At 52.2% G+C, this 14,387-nt stretch carries 21 protein-coding genes; 16 read left to right on the plus strand and 5 right to left on the minus strand.

Features of this window, described 5'->3' with window-relative positions; translation table 11 throughout:
* Positions 1-66: 66 nt before the first annotated feature.
* Entirely contained in the window at positions 67-783 is a 717-nt protein-coding gene (locus ACFQNG_RS08575; protein WP_379864505.1) for a S1C family serine protease, read from the minus strand.
* Positions 784-1,083: 300 nt separating this feature from the next.
* On the opposite strand from ACFQNG_RS08575, the gene ACFQNG_RS08580 reads away from it, so the two are divergent.
* Complete coding sequence (locus ACFQNG_RS08580) at positions 1,084-1,650, plus strand: biotin transporter BioY (protein ID WP_379864506.1); 567 nt, start codon at positions 1,084-1,086, stop codon at positions 1,648-1,650.
* A gap of 53 nt (positions 1,651-1,703) precedes the next feature.
* Here the strand turns inward: ACFQNG_RS08580 and ACFQNG_RS08585 are convergent, their stop codons facing one another.
* On the minus strand, positions 1,704-2,084 hold the full coding sequence (locus tag ACFQNG_RS08585; RefSeq protein WP_379864507.1) for a hypothetical protein: 381 nt from the start codon (positions 2,082-2,084) through the stop codon (positions 1,704-1,706).
* 55 nt (positions 2,085-2,139) lie between these two features.
* Between ACFQNG_RS08585 and ACFQNG_RS08590 the strand changes: the two genes are divergently transcribed.
* The 3 genes from ACFQNG_RS08590 to cobT all read left to right on the plus strand — a co-directional run bounded on the left by ACFQNG_RS08590 (position 2,140) and on the right by cobT (position 4,263).
* Positions 2,140-2,337 (plus strand): YqgQ family protein, encoded by a 198-nt coding sequence (locus ACFQNG_RS08590; RefSeq protein WP_379864508.1) that lies wholly within the window; start codon positions 2,140-2,142, stop codon positions 2,335-2,337.
* A 73-nt stretch (positions 2,338-2,410) separates the two neighbouring features.
* Positions 2,411-3,202: an inositol monophosphatase family protein gene (locus ACFQNG_RS08595; protein ID WP_379864509.1), complete on the plus strand. Its 792-nt coding sequence runs from the start codon at positions 2,411-2,413 to the stop codon at positions 3,200-3,202.
* 14 nt (positions 3,203-3,216) lie between these two features.
* On the plus strand, positions 3,217-4,263 hold the full coding sequence (cobT, locus tag ACFQNG_RS08600) for a nicotinate-nucleotide--dimethylbenzimidazole phosphoribosyltransferase (RefSeq protein ID WP_379864510.1): 1,047 nt from the start codon (positions 3,217-3,219) through the stop codon (positions 4,261-4,263).
* On the opposite strand, the gene ACFQNG_RS08605 is transcribed toward cobT, so the two are convergent.
* Positions 4,256-4,672 carry a hypothetical protein gene (locus ACFQNG_RS08605; RefSeq protein WP_379864511.1) on the minus strand — a complete coding sequence of 139 codons (417 nt, stop codon included), beginning with the start codon at positions 4,670-4,672 and terminating at the stop codon, positions 4,256-4,258. The two genes, cobT and ACFQNG_RS08605, sit on opposite strands and share 8 nt — an antisense overlap.
* Before the next feature lie 329 nt (positions 4,673-5,001).
* Between ACFQNG_RS08605 and cobD the strand changes: the two genes are divergently transcribed.
* From cobD to cbiB, 6 genes are read left to right on the plus strand one after another with little or no spacing between them, the layout of a single operon-like run.
* Complete coding sequence (gene cobD / locus ACFQNG_RS08610) at positions 5,002-6,114, plus strand: threonine-phosphate decarboxylase CobD (protein ID WP_379864512.1); 1,113 nt, start codon at positions 5,002-5,004, stop codon at positions 6,112-6,114.
* Between the two features lie 10 nt (positions 6,115-6,124).
* A complete protein-coding gene (gene cobU / locus ACFQNG_RS08615; RefSeq protein WP_379864513.1) occupies positions 6,125-6,673 on the plus strand; it encodes a bifunctional adenosylcobinamide kinase/adenosylcobinamide-phosphate guanylyltransferase in 549 nt (182 codons plus the stop codon).
* Complete coding sequence (gene cobS / locus ACFQNG_RS08620) at positions 6,670-7,416, plus strand: adenosylcobinamide-GDP ribazoletransferase (RefSeq protein WP_379864514.1); 747 nt, start codon at positions 6,670-6,672, stop codon at positions 7,414-7,416. Before cobU ends, cobS begins: the two co-directional genes overlap by 4 nt.
* Positions 7,413-8,018: a histidine phosphatase family protein gene (locus tag ACFQNG_RS08625; RefSeq protein ID WP_379864515.1), complete on the plus strand. Its 606-nt coding sequence runs from the start codon at positions 7,413-7,415 to the stop codon at positions 8,016-8,018. The genes cobS and ACFQNG_RS08625 overlap by 4 nt, the downstream gene beginning before the upstream one ends.
* A gap of 1 nt (position 8,019) precedes the next feature.
* Positions 8,020-8,721, plus strand: coding sequence for an adenosylcobinamide amidohydrolase (locus tag ACFQNG_RS08630; protein ID WP_379864516.1), 702 nt, complete (start codon positions 8,020-8,022; stop codon positions 8,719-8,721).
* A gap of 5 nt (positions 8,722-8,726) precedes the next feature.
* Positions 8,727-9,704: an adenosylcobinamide-phosphate synthase CbiB gene (cbiB, locus tag ACFQNG_RS08635; protein WP_379864517.1), complete on the plus strand. Its 978-nt coding sequence runs from the start codon at positions 8,727-8,729 to the stop codon at positions 9,702-9,704.
* A gap of 37 nt (positions 9,705-9,741) precedes the next feature.
* Here the strand turns inward: cbiB and ACFQNG_RS08640 are convergent, their stop codons facing one another.
* The gene (locus ACFQNG_RS08640; RefSeq protein WP_379864518.1) at positions 9,742-10,143 is read right to left on the minus strand and encodes a DUF3054 domain-containing protein; all 402 of its coding nucleotides are present in this window, start codon (positions 10,141-10,143) and stop codon (positions 9,742-9,744) included.
* 92 nt (positions 10,144-10,235) lie between these two features.
* On the opposite strand from ACFQNG_RS08640, the gene ACFQNG_RS08645 reads away from it, so the two are divergent.
* The 3 genes from ACFQNG_RS08645 to ACFQNG_RS08655 are packed head-to-tail and all read left to right on the plus strand — an operon-like array spanning position 10,236 to position 11,602.
* Positions 10,236-10,934 (plus strand): serine/threonine protein kinase, encoded by a 699-nt coding sequence (locus ACFQNG_RS08645; RefSeq protein WP_379864519.1) that lies wholly within the window; start codon positions 10,236-10,238, stop codon positions 10,932-10,934.
* A gap of 2 nt (positions 10,935-10,936) precedes the next feature.
* Positions 10,937-11,371, plus strand: coding sequence for a CoA-binding protein (locus tag ACFQNG_RS08650; protein WP_379864520.1), 435 nt, complete (start codon positions 10,937-10,939; stop codon positions 11,369-11,371).
* 42 nt (positions 11,372-11,413) lie between these two features.
* Positions 11,414-11,602 carry a hypothetical protein gene (locus tag ACFQNG_RS08655; RefSeq protein ID WP_379864521.1) on the plus strand — a complete coding sequence of 63 codons (189 nt, stop codon included), beginning with the start codon at positions 11,414-11,416 and terminating at the stop codon, positions 11,600-11,602.
* 31 nt (positions 11,603-11,633) lie between these two features.
* Here ACFQNG_RS08655 and ACFQNG_RS08660 read toward each other — a convergent pair whose 3' ends face one another.
* Complete coding sequence (locus ACFQNG_RS08660; protein ID WP_379864522.1) at positions 11,634-12,101, minus strand: acyl-CoA thioesterase; 468 nt, start codon at positions 12,099-12,101, stop codon at positions 11,634-11,636.
* Between the two features lie 199 nt (positions 12,102-12,300).
* On the opposite strand from ACFQNG_RS08660, the gene ACFQNG_RS08665 reads away from it, so the two are divergent.
* The 3 genes from ACFQNG_RS08665 to ACFQNG_RS08675 all read left to right on the plus strand — a co-directional run bounded on the left by ACFQNG_RS08665 (position 12,301) and on the right by ACFQNG_RS08675 (position 14,288).
* Entirely contained in the window at positions 12,301-12,804 is a 504-nt protein-coding gene (locus ACFQNG_RS08665; protein ID WP_379864523.1) for a DUF3907 family protein, read from the plus strand.
* 47 nt (positions 12,805-12,851) lie between these two features.
* Positions 12,852-13,571 (plus strand): tetratricopeptide repeat protein, encoded by a 720-nt coding sequence (locus tag ACFQNG_RS08670; RefSeq protein ID WP_379864524.1) that lies wholly within the window; start codon positions 12,852-12,854, stop codon positions 13,569-13,571.
* Between the two features lie 264 nt (positions 13,572-13,835).
* Complete coding sequence (locus tag ACFQNG_RS08675) at positions 13,836-14,288, plus strand: DUF309 domain-containing protein (RefSeq protein WP_379864525.1); 453 nt, start codon at positions 13,836-13,838, stop codon at positions 14,286-14,288.
* The last annotated feature ends 99 nt before the right edge of the window (positions 14,289-14,387 follow it).

The raw sequence follows: 14,387 nt of genomic DNA on the forward strand, positions 1-14,387 counted from the left end.
GATGAATGGCCAAGGACAAAAACGAAACCACCTAGCTATGGTCTAGGTGGTTTCGTTCGTTTGCGTTCATGGCAGAAAACGCCGGACGTCTGCCAAGACATCCTCGATGGGGATGGCAAACCCCAAACTCTGCGATGGGAAAATGATCAGGGTATTGATGCCGATGACTTCGCCCAGGATGTTTATCAACGGTCCCCCACTATTGCCTGGATTGATGGCCGCATCGGTCTGGATGACATTCTCATAGTGCAAACCGCCAATGTGAAGAGGACGGTTTTTGCCGCTGATGACGCCGACGGTCACACTTTGTTCCAGTCCCATGGGATTGCCCATGGCAAGAACCCATTCCCCCACCTGAGTCGCTTCGGACGAACCCAAGGAAAGCGCCTTTAATGGCTTTGGTGCTTTGATCTTTATCACAGCAATATCCTTTTCCGAATGGGACCAGACCACGGTGGCGAGAAGGGGGCGTTTGATTCCGTCCACTTTCACGCGGATTTCCGCCGTGCGATCGATCACATGTTGGTTGGTCAAGATATAACCGGCCGGATGGATGACGAAGCCGGAGCCGAATTGGCGCGACGGGTTGGCCGATTTCCCAAGTTCGGGAAACAGCACGCTTAAGACCGAGTTGTGCAGGGACAGACCTCTTGGCTCTTCTGTTGTTTCGATCGCCACCACCCCACTCTTAATGCGGCGCACCACGGAAACAAAGAGATTGGCGGGATGATGAGCGGCGAGTCGGAACTTGTGCGAGTAAGCACGCGAGTTATCATGGTTCACGAGGGTCACTCCTAAACGCTTGTTGACCTGGATGGGATATCATATGTCATTTGTCTGTGAGCTGACAAGGCGAATGCCCGGAAGGATCGAAACCATTTCAAATCAAGTTGCGAGGGAGACATAAAGTTCCAACACCGTTTTCCCATTGGTTTAACCCCACTGTGAACAAAAGCTCTGTCCGCTATTCTCCGATATAAAAGGTTCCTGATGTAAACTGGATATGATTGATGAGTTGACAATATGAATGGAACACTATACTCTAAAAATGATCTTATTGTTTTTTTATAAAGGAGAACCCATATGGACAAGAGCAGATTATCAGTGCGCGACATGACTTGGATTGCGCTGTTCACGGCGCTGTTGGCGGTGAGTGGGCAATTTCAGATACCGATCGGTCCGGCTCCCATCACCATGCAGCCACTGGTGGTGATGCTGGCCGGCTCGCTCTTGGGAGCGAAGCGGGGTGTCATCAGCATTGCGGTTTTCATCGGCCTCGCCGCGGCAGGTGCACCGATCTTGGCAGGCGGCGCAGGCGGATTGGCCAAAGTGGTCGGACCGACCGGAGGCTACATCTTCAGTTGGCTGTTGGCTGTATGCGTGATTGGTTGGCTGGTGCGGAAAATGTCGCATCAAGGGCAGATTTCCCTATGGAAAATCATCTTGGCCCACATCATCGGGGGGATCTTGGTGGTCTATCTGATCGGGTTCCCTTGGTTGGTCACCTATCTCCACCTTCCCCTCAACATGGGCACAGTGAGTGGAAGCCTTTTGATATTCTTGCCGGGCGATGTGGCCAAAGCGATCGTTGGCGCCATCGTGGCACAAGCGGTTTATCGGGCGATTCCCGCCCTTCGCCCCATGAAATGATCATGGAAGCGAGAGCCCCCTATTCCAGTTTCACTGGAGCAGGGGGCTCTTTATCATGGGAGCAGCGTTAAGTCGGTATATTGATCCAGGTATTGGATAAAACGATCATTTAGAGGGATAATGAGATCGGTTGCCTCTTGAGTAAACGCGCCTTGGCGATTGATCAGATGAAGCCGGGCAACCGACAATTTATAAAAATTGCGGTGTGGGTTAGGTTCAAACCAGCTTTCAGCTATGTTGGGCGGGCGATGGGGGCCCGGAAAGGGATAAGGGACAAGGCCCAGAACGTCTTCTAAAAAGATGTGGTAGGATAAATGAGGGCGTTGAAAGACTAATTCTTTGGTTGTCAAAGTGGCTCCCCAGTTGTGGCGGCGCTGCGATAAAATCAGATAGCCGGCCAACCGTTTGATGGGGATGAAGTGTGATTGGTACATAAGATACACCTTTCATGATTGACTTGGCACTATTGTACCATAGGGGGGGAACCTGATGCAGAGTATCATGGATGTGCGCAATCTGTTGAAGCGTTTTGGCACGGTCATTTATACGGGCGACCATGTGGGGGATTGCGAACTGATGTTGGATGAATTGCGGGAGTTGAAGGAGCTTAGGATGATTGACGAGGAAACGTTTCGGATCGCCATGATGATTGTGAAAAGCGAACGAAACCGCATCAGGCTTGACTAGTGTAAAAATTTCCTCTAGTATGCAAAATACAGCGCGCATAAAGCGCGTGGGTTGTTGACAGGAGGCGATGACGTTGAATGGGCAAGTGGTGCGAGAGGCGCGCAAACTGGCGGAAGAGTTGGCGGTTGCGGCGGGAAAGTTGGCCAAAGAAGCTTTTCTGCTCGACAAAGAGATTGAATACAAAGGTGAATATGGGGATGTGGTGACCGCCATTGATCGCCAAGCGGAAGAATTGATCGTAGCGGGAATCCAAAAACAGTTTCCGAACCACCGCATTCTGGGGGAAGAGTATGGCTGGCAAGGAGGAGAAGACCCCGACTGGTCATGGATGGTCGATCCGCTGGACGGCACCAATAACTATGCGGTTGGCTTGCCGCTGTACGCGGTGTGCATCACTTGTTTTTATCGTCGTGAGCCTGTGTTGGGGGTCATCTATGATTCCCATTTGGAGCAACTTTATGTGGCCGTGAAAGGACAAGGGGCGACGGTCAACGGAAAACCGCTCTTGCTCGCGCCAAAACCGTATAAACGCCCAACCGTTGCATGGATACAGGGACATCAGGTGCAAACAGATGAACGATCCTTCTCGCTGCGCGGGTCGCTCGAACGCCGGTGCAAGCGGGTATTGCGTTTGTGGGCGCCGGGGATTGCCTGGGCCTTGCTGGCGCAAGGTCATATTGATGCGATGGTGGTGTATCGCTCAGGCGGCGTTGATTTATATGGAGGCATGTTATTGGCGCGTGAAGCGGGTGCGGTCACGGTTGACTATGAGGGTAAGGCCTTTAACCGCATCGATCCCGAAGCCACCCTGATTGCCTGTCATCCCGATCGGTTGGAAGAAGTCATCAAGCTAGTGCAAACATAGAGGAGGGCATCGTGGTGCGTTTTAATACTCGTACTCCGCTGGACCAGGACATCATCATGAAAGCGACACAACATGTAGCCAATTTGACCAAACCGCTCGGCAGTTTGGGGGCATTGGAAGAGATCTATGTCAGGCTGGCCGGAATCACGGGTCAACTTCACCCGGATATTGGCCAAAAGGCCGTTGTCATCATGTGTGGGGACCATGGGGTCGCGGCAGAGGGGGTGAGTGCGTATCCACAAGCGGTGACGGGTTTGATGATACATAATTTTGTGAAAGGAAAAGCGGCGGTGAATGTGTTGGCGCGCCAGCATGGGGCCGAAGTGAGGGTGGTCGATGTCGGGAGCCTGTTGGATGAAGTGCCACCCCCCGTATTGAACCGGCAAGTGCGTAAGGGTACGGCCAATTTCACGGAGGGTCCGGCCATGAGCGTGAATGAGGCGAAGCAAGCGACAGAGGCGGGGATGGCCGTCGTCCGTGAATTGAAGGAACAGGGAGTACGCTTGTTGGCCGTCGGCGAGATGGGAATCGGGAATACCACTCCGGGGACGGCGGTGGCGGCGGCATTGACTGGACTGGATGTGGACAGCCTGACAGGACGGGGAACGGGGGTCTCAAATGAGGGCTTCCATAAAAAGCAACAGGCGATCAGACAAGCGTTGGCCATCCATCGCCCTGATCCGAGCCGGCCGCTGGAGCTGCTGGCCCGGATCGGTGGATTGGAAATCGCCGGGATGGCGGGATGTTATTTAGGTGCCGCAAAAGAGGGCCTGCCTGTGGTCATGGATGGCCTGATTTCCACCGCCGCGGCCCTTCTTGCCGTAAAAATGGAACCCGCCGTCAGGGAAGTGTTGTTTGCGTCACATCTTTCGGTTGAGCCCGCTCATGCCGCCCTGTTGCGAGAACTTGGCCTGGAGCCGCTCATCACCGCGGGGATGCGCTTGGGTGAAGCGAGTGGCGCGGTATTAAGCTTCCCGCTGTTTGATTCCGCGGTAGGGTTGGCGCGGGAAATGGCTACCTTTGCCGACTTGGGCTTGCCCAATCCCGCTTCCATCACTTAGTGAAATAAAGAAAGGCAAACAAAAGGGTGCCGAGAAGCCATAACCACCATAACTCCACAAATTGAATGAGCAGGAGTTGGGACACGGGAGGGAGCTTTTCGGCATTTTCCCTATAGATGACGACCCAATAGCCGCCAGTTACCGGATGAACATCATGGCTCCAGGCATCCTCGTGTTTGCTGGTAACCCACTGATCCATGGTTTCTTCCATGCCGTGATGGAAAAAGCGGATGCGGGTGTGCATATGGTGGTCGGGATCGTAGACCAATTGGACGAAATAGCCCGATTCCAGCTCAGACAAAGTGGAAATCACATAGCCTCGGTTAAAATGTTCATTTAACCAATCTTCTTTTTCACGAATCTCTTCTTTCGTGAAGAAATGGGAACGGAAATGCACTTTTTCAGCCATAAGCATTCTCCTGACGATGAAAGGATTCTTCGTTGATCATATGCGAAAATACGCATCGTTTTAAAGAGGGAAACAGACAGTTTTATTAAAAAATAACAAAAACGAGTTGCCACCCAGCTTTTCACCTCATCAGCTATCATTCTGGTTGGCTGTATTTATTCATGTTAATCGAGTCGCTTGCTTATGTATAGGGAACAAACATAGATTCTTATTGAACAAATTAATCAAAGGTTTTTTGCCCTACATGGTATTATAAAATGGTGAGTTGGTAGGAGGGGATTGCCATCGTGGAGGAGCAAAGAATTTCGTGACAGGAGGGGAGAAAGGGAATGACGATTGAACGCTTTGGGCATGGTGGGGATCTTGTCACAGCCCAAGCATTATTTGCCATCGAAGAACCGAAGTGGCTCGATTTCAGCTCGAATATCTACCCTTATGGCCCCCCGCCCCGCGTGCTGGAAGCCATCAAACGGGAGTTGGAGCAACCGGGGGTTCCTGTGCTCAGCCGTTATCCCGATCCGGATGCGCGCGCGTTGCGCCAAGCGATTGCCTGTTTTCATCAGGTTGATGCAAATGGGGTGGTTGTGGGCAACGGAGCGGCGGAATTGATCGACTTGATCGTGCAAACGTTATTGCCGTCCCGGGTGGGGGTGGTTCAGCCCGCCTTTGTCGAATACGCGTTAAGCGCGAAAAAACGGGGCATTACCGTACAGTCTGTATGTACCCGGTGGGAGGAAGGTTTTTTGCCGACGGAGAGCCAGTTGGAGACGCTGATCAGGGAAGTGGACCTTCTCTTTGTGGGGACGCCGAATAATCCTACCGGACACCTGATTCCTTACGAACGGCTTGAGCAAATGGCGGCCTGGGCTAAGCAGTGGCAAACCTGGTTGGTCGTCGATGAGGCCTTTCTCGATTTTGTGGCGGATGGCGAAGCCCGCTCAGCTCTTCAACTGGTGGCCTCTTATCCACAAGTGCTGGTCTTGCGTTCACTGACCAAATTCTTTGCCTTGCCGGGACTGCGATTGGGCTATGTGGTGGCCGCTCCTGCGGTGAGCGCCAGAGTGCAGGCGATGCGCACACCGTGGAATGTGAATGGATTGGCACTGACCGCGGGTGAAGTGGTCTTGCATCCAGACGTGTATCAGGCGCATGCGCGGAAGGTGCATCGTTGGCTTTATCCCGAACGAACCCGGATGGTGAGGGAACTGGGCCGACTTCCGGGGGTTGCTTTCTTTCCGAGTGAAGCCAACTACGTCTTGGGACGAATCATCCGCGGCCAAGAGCAGGCACATCAGCTACAGCATGCCTGCGCCACCCAAGGAATCTTAATCCGCAATTGTGCCAATTATCCGGGGTTGGGGGATGCTTATTTCCGAATCGCTATCAAGAAACCAGAAGAAAATGATCGATTGCTCGCCATTTTGCGGTCATGGTTTGGTTGAGGAGGAAGTCATGGGAATACGATTGATTACGGGAGGCGTACGATCCGGCAAAAGTCGTTTTGCTGAATCGTTATGCATGGAAAGCGGAAAACCGGTGGTTTATGTGGCCACGAGTCAAGTGTCGGACGATGAGATGAAAGCGCGTGTTCTCGCCCACCAACAGCGGCGTCCCAGCGGGTGGCTAGTGAAAGAGGAAGCGTTTAACCTGGCCGCGGTGCTGGCGGATGTGCCATGCGGGAGCCAACTCTTATTAGACAGTCTCACTGCTTGGGTGACGAATGTGTTGGCCAAGCCCCCCCACGACGAAGGGGGCGATCCGGTGATCTGGCGTGCCCAAATGCTGGCACAGGTGGAATCGCATACACATGAATGGTTGAGGCAATGGTCGGGACGTGATGCGGTGATTGTGACGGATGAAGTGGGATTGGGAGGCATAGCTATGCACCCGGTCAGCCGGTGTTTTCAGGATGCGCTGGGCTGGGTGAATCAAGAAGTGGCCAAGCAGGCGGATGAAGTGTGGATGGTTGTCGCCGGTGTGCCGTGGAGAGTGAAAGGATGAGTGGATTCGCGCATGCTGTGGCCTTTTTGACGCGTCTGCCTGTGCCCCGGCGTTGGTTGAAAGGAGACCATCGCACCAGCCCGATGTGGTATCCCATGGTCGGTGCATTATTGGGGCTGGTCTTGATTGGCTTTGATTGGTTAGTGGCACGTTGGTTTCCGCAGATGGTGCGAGCCGTGTTGGATGTGGGTTGTTGGGTCTATCTGACAGGCGGATTGCATCTCGACGGCTTAATGGATACCGCCGATGGGTTTGGGGCTTATCGCGATCGTGAACGCACTCTTCAGATCATGAAAGATTCGCGCGTGGGGGCGATGGGGGTATTGGCCGCCGTCCTTGTATTGCTGTTAAAGGTGAGTACGTTGTATTATCTGTTGCAGTTCCATGTTTGGGATGGGGCTTTTGCTTGGGGCAGCGCCGTGATGATCGCGCGTTTTGCTGCGGTCGTGGCGATTTTTGCGTTTCCCTACGTCCAGGCGCAAGGGATGGGAAGCGGCCTGAAAGAGTCGCTTTCGACGTGGCGGATCAACCTGTCCAGTTTCTGTTCCATCCTGCCTTTGATCTGGTGGTGGGAATGGGAAGGTGTGGTTCTGTTTGTCGTTGTGTTTGCGCTTACCTGGCTGTTTGGAAAGCTGGCTGTTTATCGCATCGGCGGCTTTACGGGCGATATTTACGGTGCCTTGATTGAAGGGGTCGAAGTGGCTGTGCTTCTCTTTTTCACTATGGGGGTGAGATTGGGATGAGGTGGATTTGGATCCGACATGGCGAAACGGAAGCCAATCGCGCCAAACGGTATAGCGGGCACCTGGATGAGCCGCTGACAGAGATGGGGAAGCGACAAGCGGTTCGGCTATCCCACCAATTAGCGAAGAAGGGATTGGATGCGATCTATGCGAGCGATTTGCAACGTTGTGTCGACACGGCGCAGGTGATCGCCGCGGCCCATCCCACCCTCACCGTTCATGCCACTCCGGCGTTGCGCGAATGCTCATTTGGCGCCTGGGAAGGAAAAACCTATGAAGAATTGATGCGCACCGATGCGGAACAGGTCGGCAAATGGCTGGACAATCCTTTTTTTCATGCGCCTCCCGGCGGAGAAACCTTGCACGATCTTGACAGGCGTTTGTTGGCGTGGGTTCGGGAGGCGGAACAGCGGCATCAGGGCGGGACGGTTTGCGTCGTTTCCCATGGGGGACCACTGCGTTGGTTTTGGGCGCGGATGATCCGACGGGATTGGGCCTGTTTTTGGGAACCTGATCTTGGGCCTGGACAGGGTTGGTTGGTGGAACGCGCAGGAACGGATTGGAAAGTCGCCAAGAAGTTGGGGGATGGGCAGGAGGAATGAGATGAGCGGTTTGTTCCAACAGAACGAGAGTCGACTGACGGTGCAGTGGACAGAGGAAATGATACAAATCGCATCCCCATCGCCGCTCACATGCTTAAGCAGTGCCGTGGTGGGAGGGGGAATGCGGCAGGTCACCCGTATCATTAACCGTCATGTTGATAAAGAGTACCATGCGCCGGATCCAAGCAAAGAAATCGCTGATTGGTTGGCTGCGCGCGGGATGTCGCCGGACAAGACGGTGGTGTTGCTTACGGCGGCTTATCTGATGCAAGGCAGCAAACAGGTGCTGGATGCGCCGACCTTCGGTTTGACGGCATGGGTAACGGCCGGAATCGGAAATGCGGCAAGGGCGGGGAAAAAGGGTCCCACTTACGCAGAACCCACGTTTTACACCCCAGGCACGATCAATATTCTGCTCCTCATCGAGGGGGATGTCACTCCCTCCGCGATGGTAAACGGGGTCATCACCGCGACAGAAGCGAAAGCGGCAGCATTGGCCGATCTGGGGGTGACGGATCAAGCGGGGCTATTGGCAACGGGGACGACGACGGATGCGGTGGCTATATTCGCCACCCAAAAGCGACGAGGGGGCATCACCCATCCGTACGCGGGCACCTTAAGCCCACTTGGCCAGGCCATTGCGCGCGCGGTGCATGCGGGGGTCGTTGAGGCGGTAGAGAATGAACGACGCAGAAAGCGGTGACGGAGATGGACTGGGAATGGATCCTGTTTGTTGCTTGTCTGTTGGATCTTGCATGGGGTGATCCGCGTTGGCTTCCCCATCCGGTGGTTGGGATGGGGAAAGTGATTTCATGGCTGGACCGGCACCTCGGCAGGTGGATTGAAAAACGGGGTTGGACCAATGAAACCCATCGGGAGCCACTCAGATGGTTGGGGCTCTGTTTTCCCGTTGTGGTGGTCGGGGGAGTGTGGGCGGTCAGCTGGGCGTTGGTCTCATTGGCATATGGGTGGCGACCGCTGGCGGGACAGGGACTGGAAGTGGTCATGATCTGGCTCGCGATCGCACCTCGGGGCTTGGCTGAAGCGGGCATGAATATTTACCGCGCGTTGGCGGCGAAAAACCTGGCGCTGGCCCGGCAACAGTTGTCGATGGTGGTGAGCCGGCAGACGGAGGATTTGGATGAAGCGGAGCTGGTGCGCGGGGGAGTGGAGACCGTTGCCGAAAATCTGGTCGATGCCGTCGTGGCGCCGCTTTTTTTCGCGGCGATCGGTGGGGCACCCTTGGCGATGGCTTACCGGGCGGTGAATACGTTGGATGCGATGGTGGGTTACCGTTCCGATCGGTATCTCCACTTGGGAACCGCATCGGCCCGATTGGATGATCTGTGCAACTTCATTCCCGCCCGTTTGGCCATTGGCCTCTTGTTGATCGTTTTTTTGTGCATGCGTCTCGATGTGGCTCAGGCTTGGCGGGCTTATCGCCGCGATGCCCATCTGCATCCCAGCCCCAACAGCGGGATTCCGGAATCCCTGGTCGCGGGGGCGTTACATATCCAATTAGGCGGAGTCAATATCTATCATGGACGCCGCTCAGAGCGGGCTCGGCTGGGTGACCCGCTTGAGCCGCGTCAAGCCAAGCACCTTTTGCTGGCGGTTCGGGTGATGTGGTGGGCTACGGGCTTATGGGTGGCCATCTTGCTGGGAATCAGTGTGATGGGGAAATGAATAAAGGCCGGTCAGCGTTTGACCGCTGCCGACACGGTTAAACGGCCCTGTTCATCCAACGCCGTGCGGCCCACTGCCATCCCAGGCGCCAGAGTGAGAATGCCACTAACATAAACAATGTGGTAACCGACAGAAAGAGCCAATCAAATGGATGTCGCAGAAGCCAAGCGCGCAGGGCGGTTCCCAAACAGGTGCTGATCCATACGGCCCCGCACAGTCGGAGCCAAAAGGGCAATAACGGTTGGGGATGAGGAGAGCGGTACAGCTCCATGGTGGTGGCGACCAAGAGCCAAGCGACAATGAAGGGGCATGCCGTCACAAGTATCGATGTCATATCTAAAGGCAAATGGTGGGTGACACGCCCTTGCCAAGAAAAATAGAGAAACAAGGACAGATCCCCGGACAAAAGAGGAGCCAACATTTTATAAGATTGGCGCATGTTCTTCACTCCAATCGGGAAAATACTGACTATAGGATAATAGAAAACGCTCAATGGGTATAGGGGTACACTCAACCACAGGAGGAGCCGGAATGGATGACATCAAACTTGATGAACGTTTGCAGGAGATACGTATTCACGCGAACGAACGAAATGAACCAGTAGAAGTGGAACATATTCCGCCGATTTTCCGCTTGATTGGCGTAGGCACCGATGCCGTGGTCGTTCAGCATCCAGACTATCCTGAACTTGTTTTTAAATGTTATGCGCTTGATCGTCTCGGCAAAAAGGAACAGGAACAGCAGGTGTATGAACGACTGGGGGATTCGCCTTACTTTGCCAAACTGAAAGGAAGCGGAGCGCGCCACTTGGCATTAAGTTATGAGCCGGGCCCCACATTGTACCAATGCTTGGAGCAAGGGATCATCATCCCGGAACAAGTGATTGAGCAAGTGGAGGAAGCACGACGTTACGCGAGAAGCAAGGGGTTGAATCCGAGGGATATTCATTTGAAAAATGTCATCCTGCAAGGGAACAAGGCCAAGGTGATTGATGTCTCCGAATATTTGAACCCCGGGAATGACCAGAGATGGGATCACCTCGTCGAGGGATATCATTTGTTTTATTCTTTAATCCGGGGAAAAAAGCTGCCTGCTTGGTTGATTGAAGCTGTGAAGAACATTTATCTGCAACAGCAAGGAAGTTCCTTTCATCTACAAGAATTCGGCAAAAAGATCATGAACTTGTTTGGCCTGGGGCAATCCAACCAGGATCGAAACGAAGGAGGATAATCATGTTCCAAAACCCATCAGACCAAGAAAGAAGAGAACTTTTGACGTCAGCGAAAAATATTGCCGTGGTCGGTTGTTCCAACAATCCGGAGCGAACGAGCTATCTGATTGCGGAAGCGTTGCAACAAGCCGGATACCGGATTTTCCCGGTGAATCCCACCTTGACAGAACCTGTATTGGGGGAGCAACCTTACGCTTCCCTTAGCGATATCACCGAACCGATTGATATCGTTGACGTGTTTCGGCGGAGTGAGGCGGTCCTGCCCGTGGTGGAAGATGCGGTGAAAGTGAAACCGAGAGCGATTTGGATGCAGTCTGGCGTAGTGAACGAGGAAGCGGCCCGATTGGCGCAAGAACATGGGATTATGGTGATCATGGACCGTTGCATTAAAGTGGATCATGCGCTTTTGCTCAGCGGTCAAGGTCTGCGTGGGTAAAGGAATCAGGTTGATAACAATCACATCAAGAGGTGAGGTCGGATGCAAACGATAACCTTGTCCCGCTTGGTGTTGGATCGGCTGCCTGAGATACATGAATTATTGACGGAAACAGAACGAGAAGCGCAAATATTAATTTATGGTGAATTGGCTTCATTAAAAGAAGAAGAAATTTATTACATCATCGCGGAAACGATCGAAAAAAAGCGGCAATGCCAATATTACAACTAAACTCCCCAATTTTTATGGGGAGTTTTTATTTTTAAATTTGTTCGTATGTACGAATCGATTCTTTTACCTTTTCAGGTAAAGGTTGGCTTTTTCCTGTCGTGGGGTGGATGTAGACGACGGTTCCGCGTCCGATTGCGGCGATTTTTTCTTCCGCCGGTAAAAATAAAGCGTAGATGAAATCCAGGCTGCTGTTTCCGATGCGGTTGACGCGCACGCCCAGCTGAACCTCTTGGCCAAAGTGAACTTGCTGCAAGTATTGGCATTCCAGGCTGGCCGTGACGATGAAACCGCCTCGTTCCGCCCCCGATTGGAACAGATGCGGCGTGAGATCCAGTTCTGCCAGATAAGCGAGTCTTCCGTGTTCAAAATAGCTAAAGTAGCTGACGTTGTTGATATGCCCCAACATATCGGTGTCAGAGAAACGGACTTGGATTGGAGTGATAAAGCGAAATTGTTTGCTCCATTCCGCCAGATCAGCGGGTGGCCACGCGGTTTTCATAAAAATCCCTCCAGATATTTTAGACAAATAAGAGGTTAATTCTTGTTAATCGGTATAAATCCCTTCAAATGTCCTAGTCTTTTTTGGTTTTTTTATTTTTAAAATATCTAAATTGATTGCAGAAATGAAATGAAGCATATGATATACTAAAAGTGGAAATTTAACATGGGCGTAGCCTGTCAATCCAGGGGGTTAAATCATGCCAGCAGAGCATACAAAAGAGCTGTGCGTCATGGTAAAGGATAAACTAAAAGAAGCGAATGAGCAACTGGATCAGTTTTTGAACTACACCGCCGTGCCACAGTTGACAGGAGAGTTTGCGCAAACCACTTCAGAGCAGGAAGAGTATGTGCGAGAGTTCTTGCGCGATTTGCGCCATTTGAGCGTCGCTTGTGAAAGTGGCTACGAAAAAGTGAGTCTGGTTCTGCGCAGGGCCAAGTTTAACCAGGAGTTTGCTGAAAAAGTATTGAGTGACATTGTCCATTCTTGCGTGCACGCTTTCTACCATCCCAAAAACGAAGTGTATCAGGAGGATGGCCGTTACTGTTATACCCGGCGGGACACCATTAAATTCCGCCAAACACCGCCGGCGTCGTTGCGTCAACTCATACTTTCATTATCGAAGGTGTTCGACAAGCTGCGTGATGAGCTGGATTATTATGAGACAGACTATGCGATTCGCATTCGCCTGCAATCACCATAAAGGCACCGGGCATTGAATTTTGCACTTGGATAAAGGGGGAGAGGAACGTGGCCGGACCCATTATCGAGTTGGACTTTAAAGGGGAAATACAAGGGAAGCGGTATGTTTCTGGCAGCTATCGCCGCAATCGGGCAAAACTGGAACGCATGATAAAAGAGGAGCCTCAAGCGGAGTATTATTTGATGTTAGCCGTGCTGGAGGTAAGAAAACATTACTGGAACCGAGCGCATCAAGCAGTGGAAAAAGCACTCACACTCGCACCGGATTACAAAGAAGCCCATCTGTTATACGCGCAAATTTTGGAAGCCAAACAAGAGCTGGTCGAAGCGGCTCGTGCCTATCAGGCGACTTTGCACCGTTTCCCTCAATTTAGCAAGGCATATCGTGAGTATGCCCGGTATTTGATGACGCATACCGATTCCATCACATTGGCACAAAGCTTATTGCTCAAAAGCTTGGAGTTGGATCCGAAAGATGCGCTGAGCCACATTTTGATCGCGGAGATCTGTTTGTTGCGTGGCAAAACGGGACAAGCGCTTTTGCACTTTGAGTTGGCACAACACTACTATTTGGATCATCCTCGTTTCCATCAAGGGAAAGCGCGCTTGTTCATGGAGATGGAGCGTTATGAGGAAGCGGCGAAACATCTCAAACTGGCGATGCGTCTGGATCCGAAGAACAAGGTGTTGCGCAACCAATTCGCGCAAGCGTTGAAAGCGACGAACACACCGAAAATCTTCTTGTTTTGGAAGCGTTGGGTGATTTGAAAAGAAGGGCAAAATTGAAAAAGTTTGAAAACAACCCTCGACATTATATCGACAAAATTCGCGGAGCGTGATAAAATGGTTCCTGTAAGTAAGGTTGACCTTCTTGCTTACGCTACCACGCTTCTTTTAACTCCTTAATCTTGACCCTCTTTCATGTGACCAGGAACGGAACCTGGTCTTTTTTCTTTGCGTAATATTGGATCGAATCCCCTTGTGGGAATGAGTTAATATAGAAATGAATAAGTTCTTGGACGGCGGAAACTCATGAAGAAAGAGAATCTCGGAGCGTCGCGGTGGAAGCGAACGGAACCGATCAGTGAGAGGAAGAAAGGGAGTCGTCGGATGTACCATTCAAACTATCTCGGTTTTTTTAGACATTATCATCATGAAGAGTATTGGGAAGCGCATGAAGTGTTGGAGGAACTTTGGCAAACGCAGCGGGACAATGATTTTTACCATGGCCTCATTCAGATCGCGGCGATTATGCACCAGTTAAAGCGAGGTAAGGTGCGGGGAGCCCGGAAATTGGCCACGAGTGCGATTCGTTACCTCTCTCCGTCAAGACCAGGGCGTGACGGGGTTGACGTGGATGCTTTGTTGCAATGGTTGGAGCTGTGTCTAAGCCGCCTGCCTGAAGATCAAGAGAAAATGGAATTGGCGGCATTGGAGCGGCTTGCGATTCCCGTGGGTCCGTTACCCCGTTTGCATGAAGCGTGATTTTAAGTTTGAAACATAAAACCCTCCCGCCCTGACTAAATAATATATATAGAAAAATATTGCTCACAGAAGCAGTCGTGTCGATAAGCCATGAAAAGG

This window comes from Laceyella putida (genome assembly GCF_042665195.1).
GTDB lineage: Bacteria > Bacillota > Bacilli > Thermoactinomycetales > Thermoactinomycetaceae > Laceyella > Laceyella putida.

What these genes read in the sequence shown, in the direction of transcription:
- ACFQNG_RS08580 (WP_379864506.1), top strand. Translation starts at nt 1,084, where the DNA reads ATGGACAAGAGCAGATTATCAGTGCGCGACATGACTTGGATTGCGCTG.
- ACFQNG_RS08585 (WP_379864507.1), bottom strand. Translation starts at nt 2,084, where the DNA reads ATGTACCAATCACACTTCATCCCCATCAAACGGTTGGCCGGCTATCTG.
- ACFQNG_RS08590 (WP_379864508.1), top strand. Translation starts at nt 2,140, where the DNA reads ATGCAGAGTATCATGGATGTGCGCAATCTGTTGAAGCGTTTTGGCACG.
- ACFQNG_RS08605 (WP_379864511.1), bottom strand. Translation starts at nt 4,672, where the DNA reads ATGGCTGAAAAAGTGCATTTCCGTTCCCATTTCTTCACGAAAGAAGAG.
- cobD (WP_379864512.1), top strand. Translation starts at nt 5,002, where the DNA reads ATGACGATTGAACGCTTTGGGCATGGTGGGGATCTTGTCACAGCCCAA.
- cobU (WP_379864513.1), top strand. Translation starts at nt 6,125, where the DNA reads ATGGGAATACGATTGATTACGGGAGGCGTACGATCCGGCAAAAGTCGT.
- cobS (WP_379864514.1), top strand. Translation starts at nt 6,670, where the DNA reads ATGAGTGGATTCGCGCATGCTGTGGCCTTTTTGACGCGTCTGCCTGTG.
- ACFQNG_RS08625 (WP_379864515.1), top strand. Translation starts at nt 7,413, where the DNA reads ATGAGGTGGATTTGGATCCGACATGGCGAAACGGAAGCCAATCGCGCC.
- ACFQNG_RS08630 (WP_379864516.1), top strand. Translation starts at nt 8,020, where the DNA reads ATGAGCGGTTTGTTCCAACAGAACGAGAGTCGACTGACGGTGCAGTGG.
- cbiB (WP_379864517.1), top strand. Translation starts at nt 8,727, where the DNA reads ATGGACTGGGAATGGATCCTGTTTGTTGCTTGTCTGTTGGATCTTGCA.
- ACFQNG_RS08640 (WP_379864518.1), bottom strand. Translation starts at nt 10,143, where the DNA reads ATGCGCCAATCTTATAAAATGTTGGCTCCTCTTTTGTCCGGGGATCTG.
- ACFQNG_RS08645 (WP_379864519.1), top strand. Translation starts at nt 10,236, where the DNA reads ATGGATGACATCAAACTTGATGAACGTTTGCAGGAGATACGTATTCAC.
- ACFQNG_RS08650 (WP_379864520.1), top strand. Translation starts at nt 10,937, where the DNA reads ATGTTCCAAAACCCATCAGACCAAGAAAGAAGAGAACTTTTGACGTCA.
- ACFQNG_RS08655 (WP_379864521.1), top strand. Translation starts at nt 11,414, where the DNA reads ATGCAAACGATAACCTTGTCCCGCTTGGTGTTGGATCGGCTGCCTGAG.
- ACFQNG_RS08660 (WP_379864522.1), bottom strand. Translation starts at nt 12,101, where the DNA reads ATGAAAACCGCGTGGCCACCCGCTGATCTGGCGGAATGGAGCAAACAA.
- ACFQNG_RS08665 (WP_379864523.1), top strand. Translation starts at nt 12,301, where the DNA reads ATGCCAGCAGAGCATACAAAAGAGCTGTGCGTCATGGTAAAGGATAAA.
- ACFQNG_RS08675 (WP_379864525.1), top strand. Translation starts at nt 13,836, where the DNA reads ATGAAGAAAGAGAATCTCGGAGCGTCGCGGTGGAAGCGAACGGAACCG.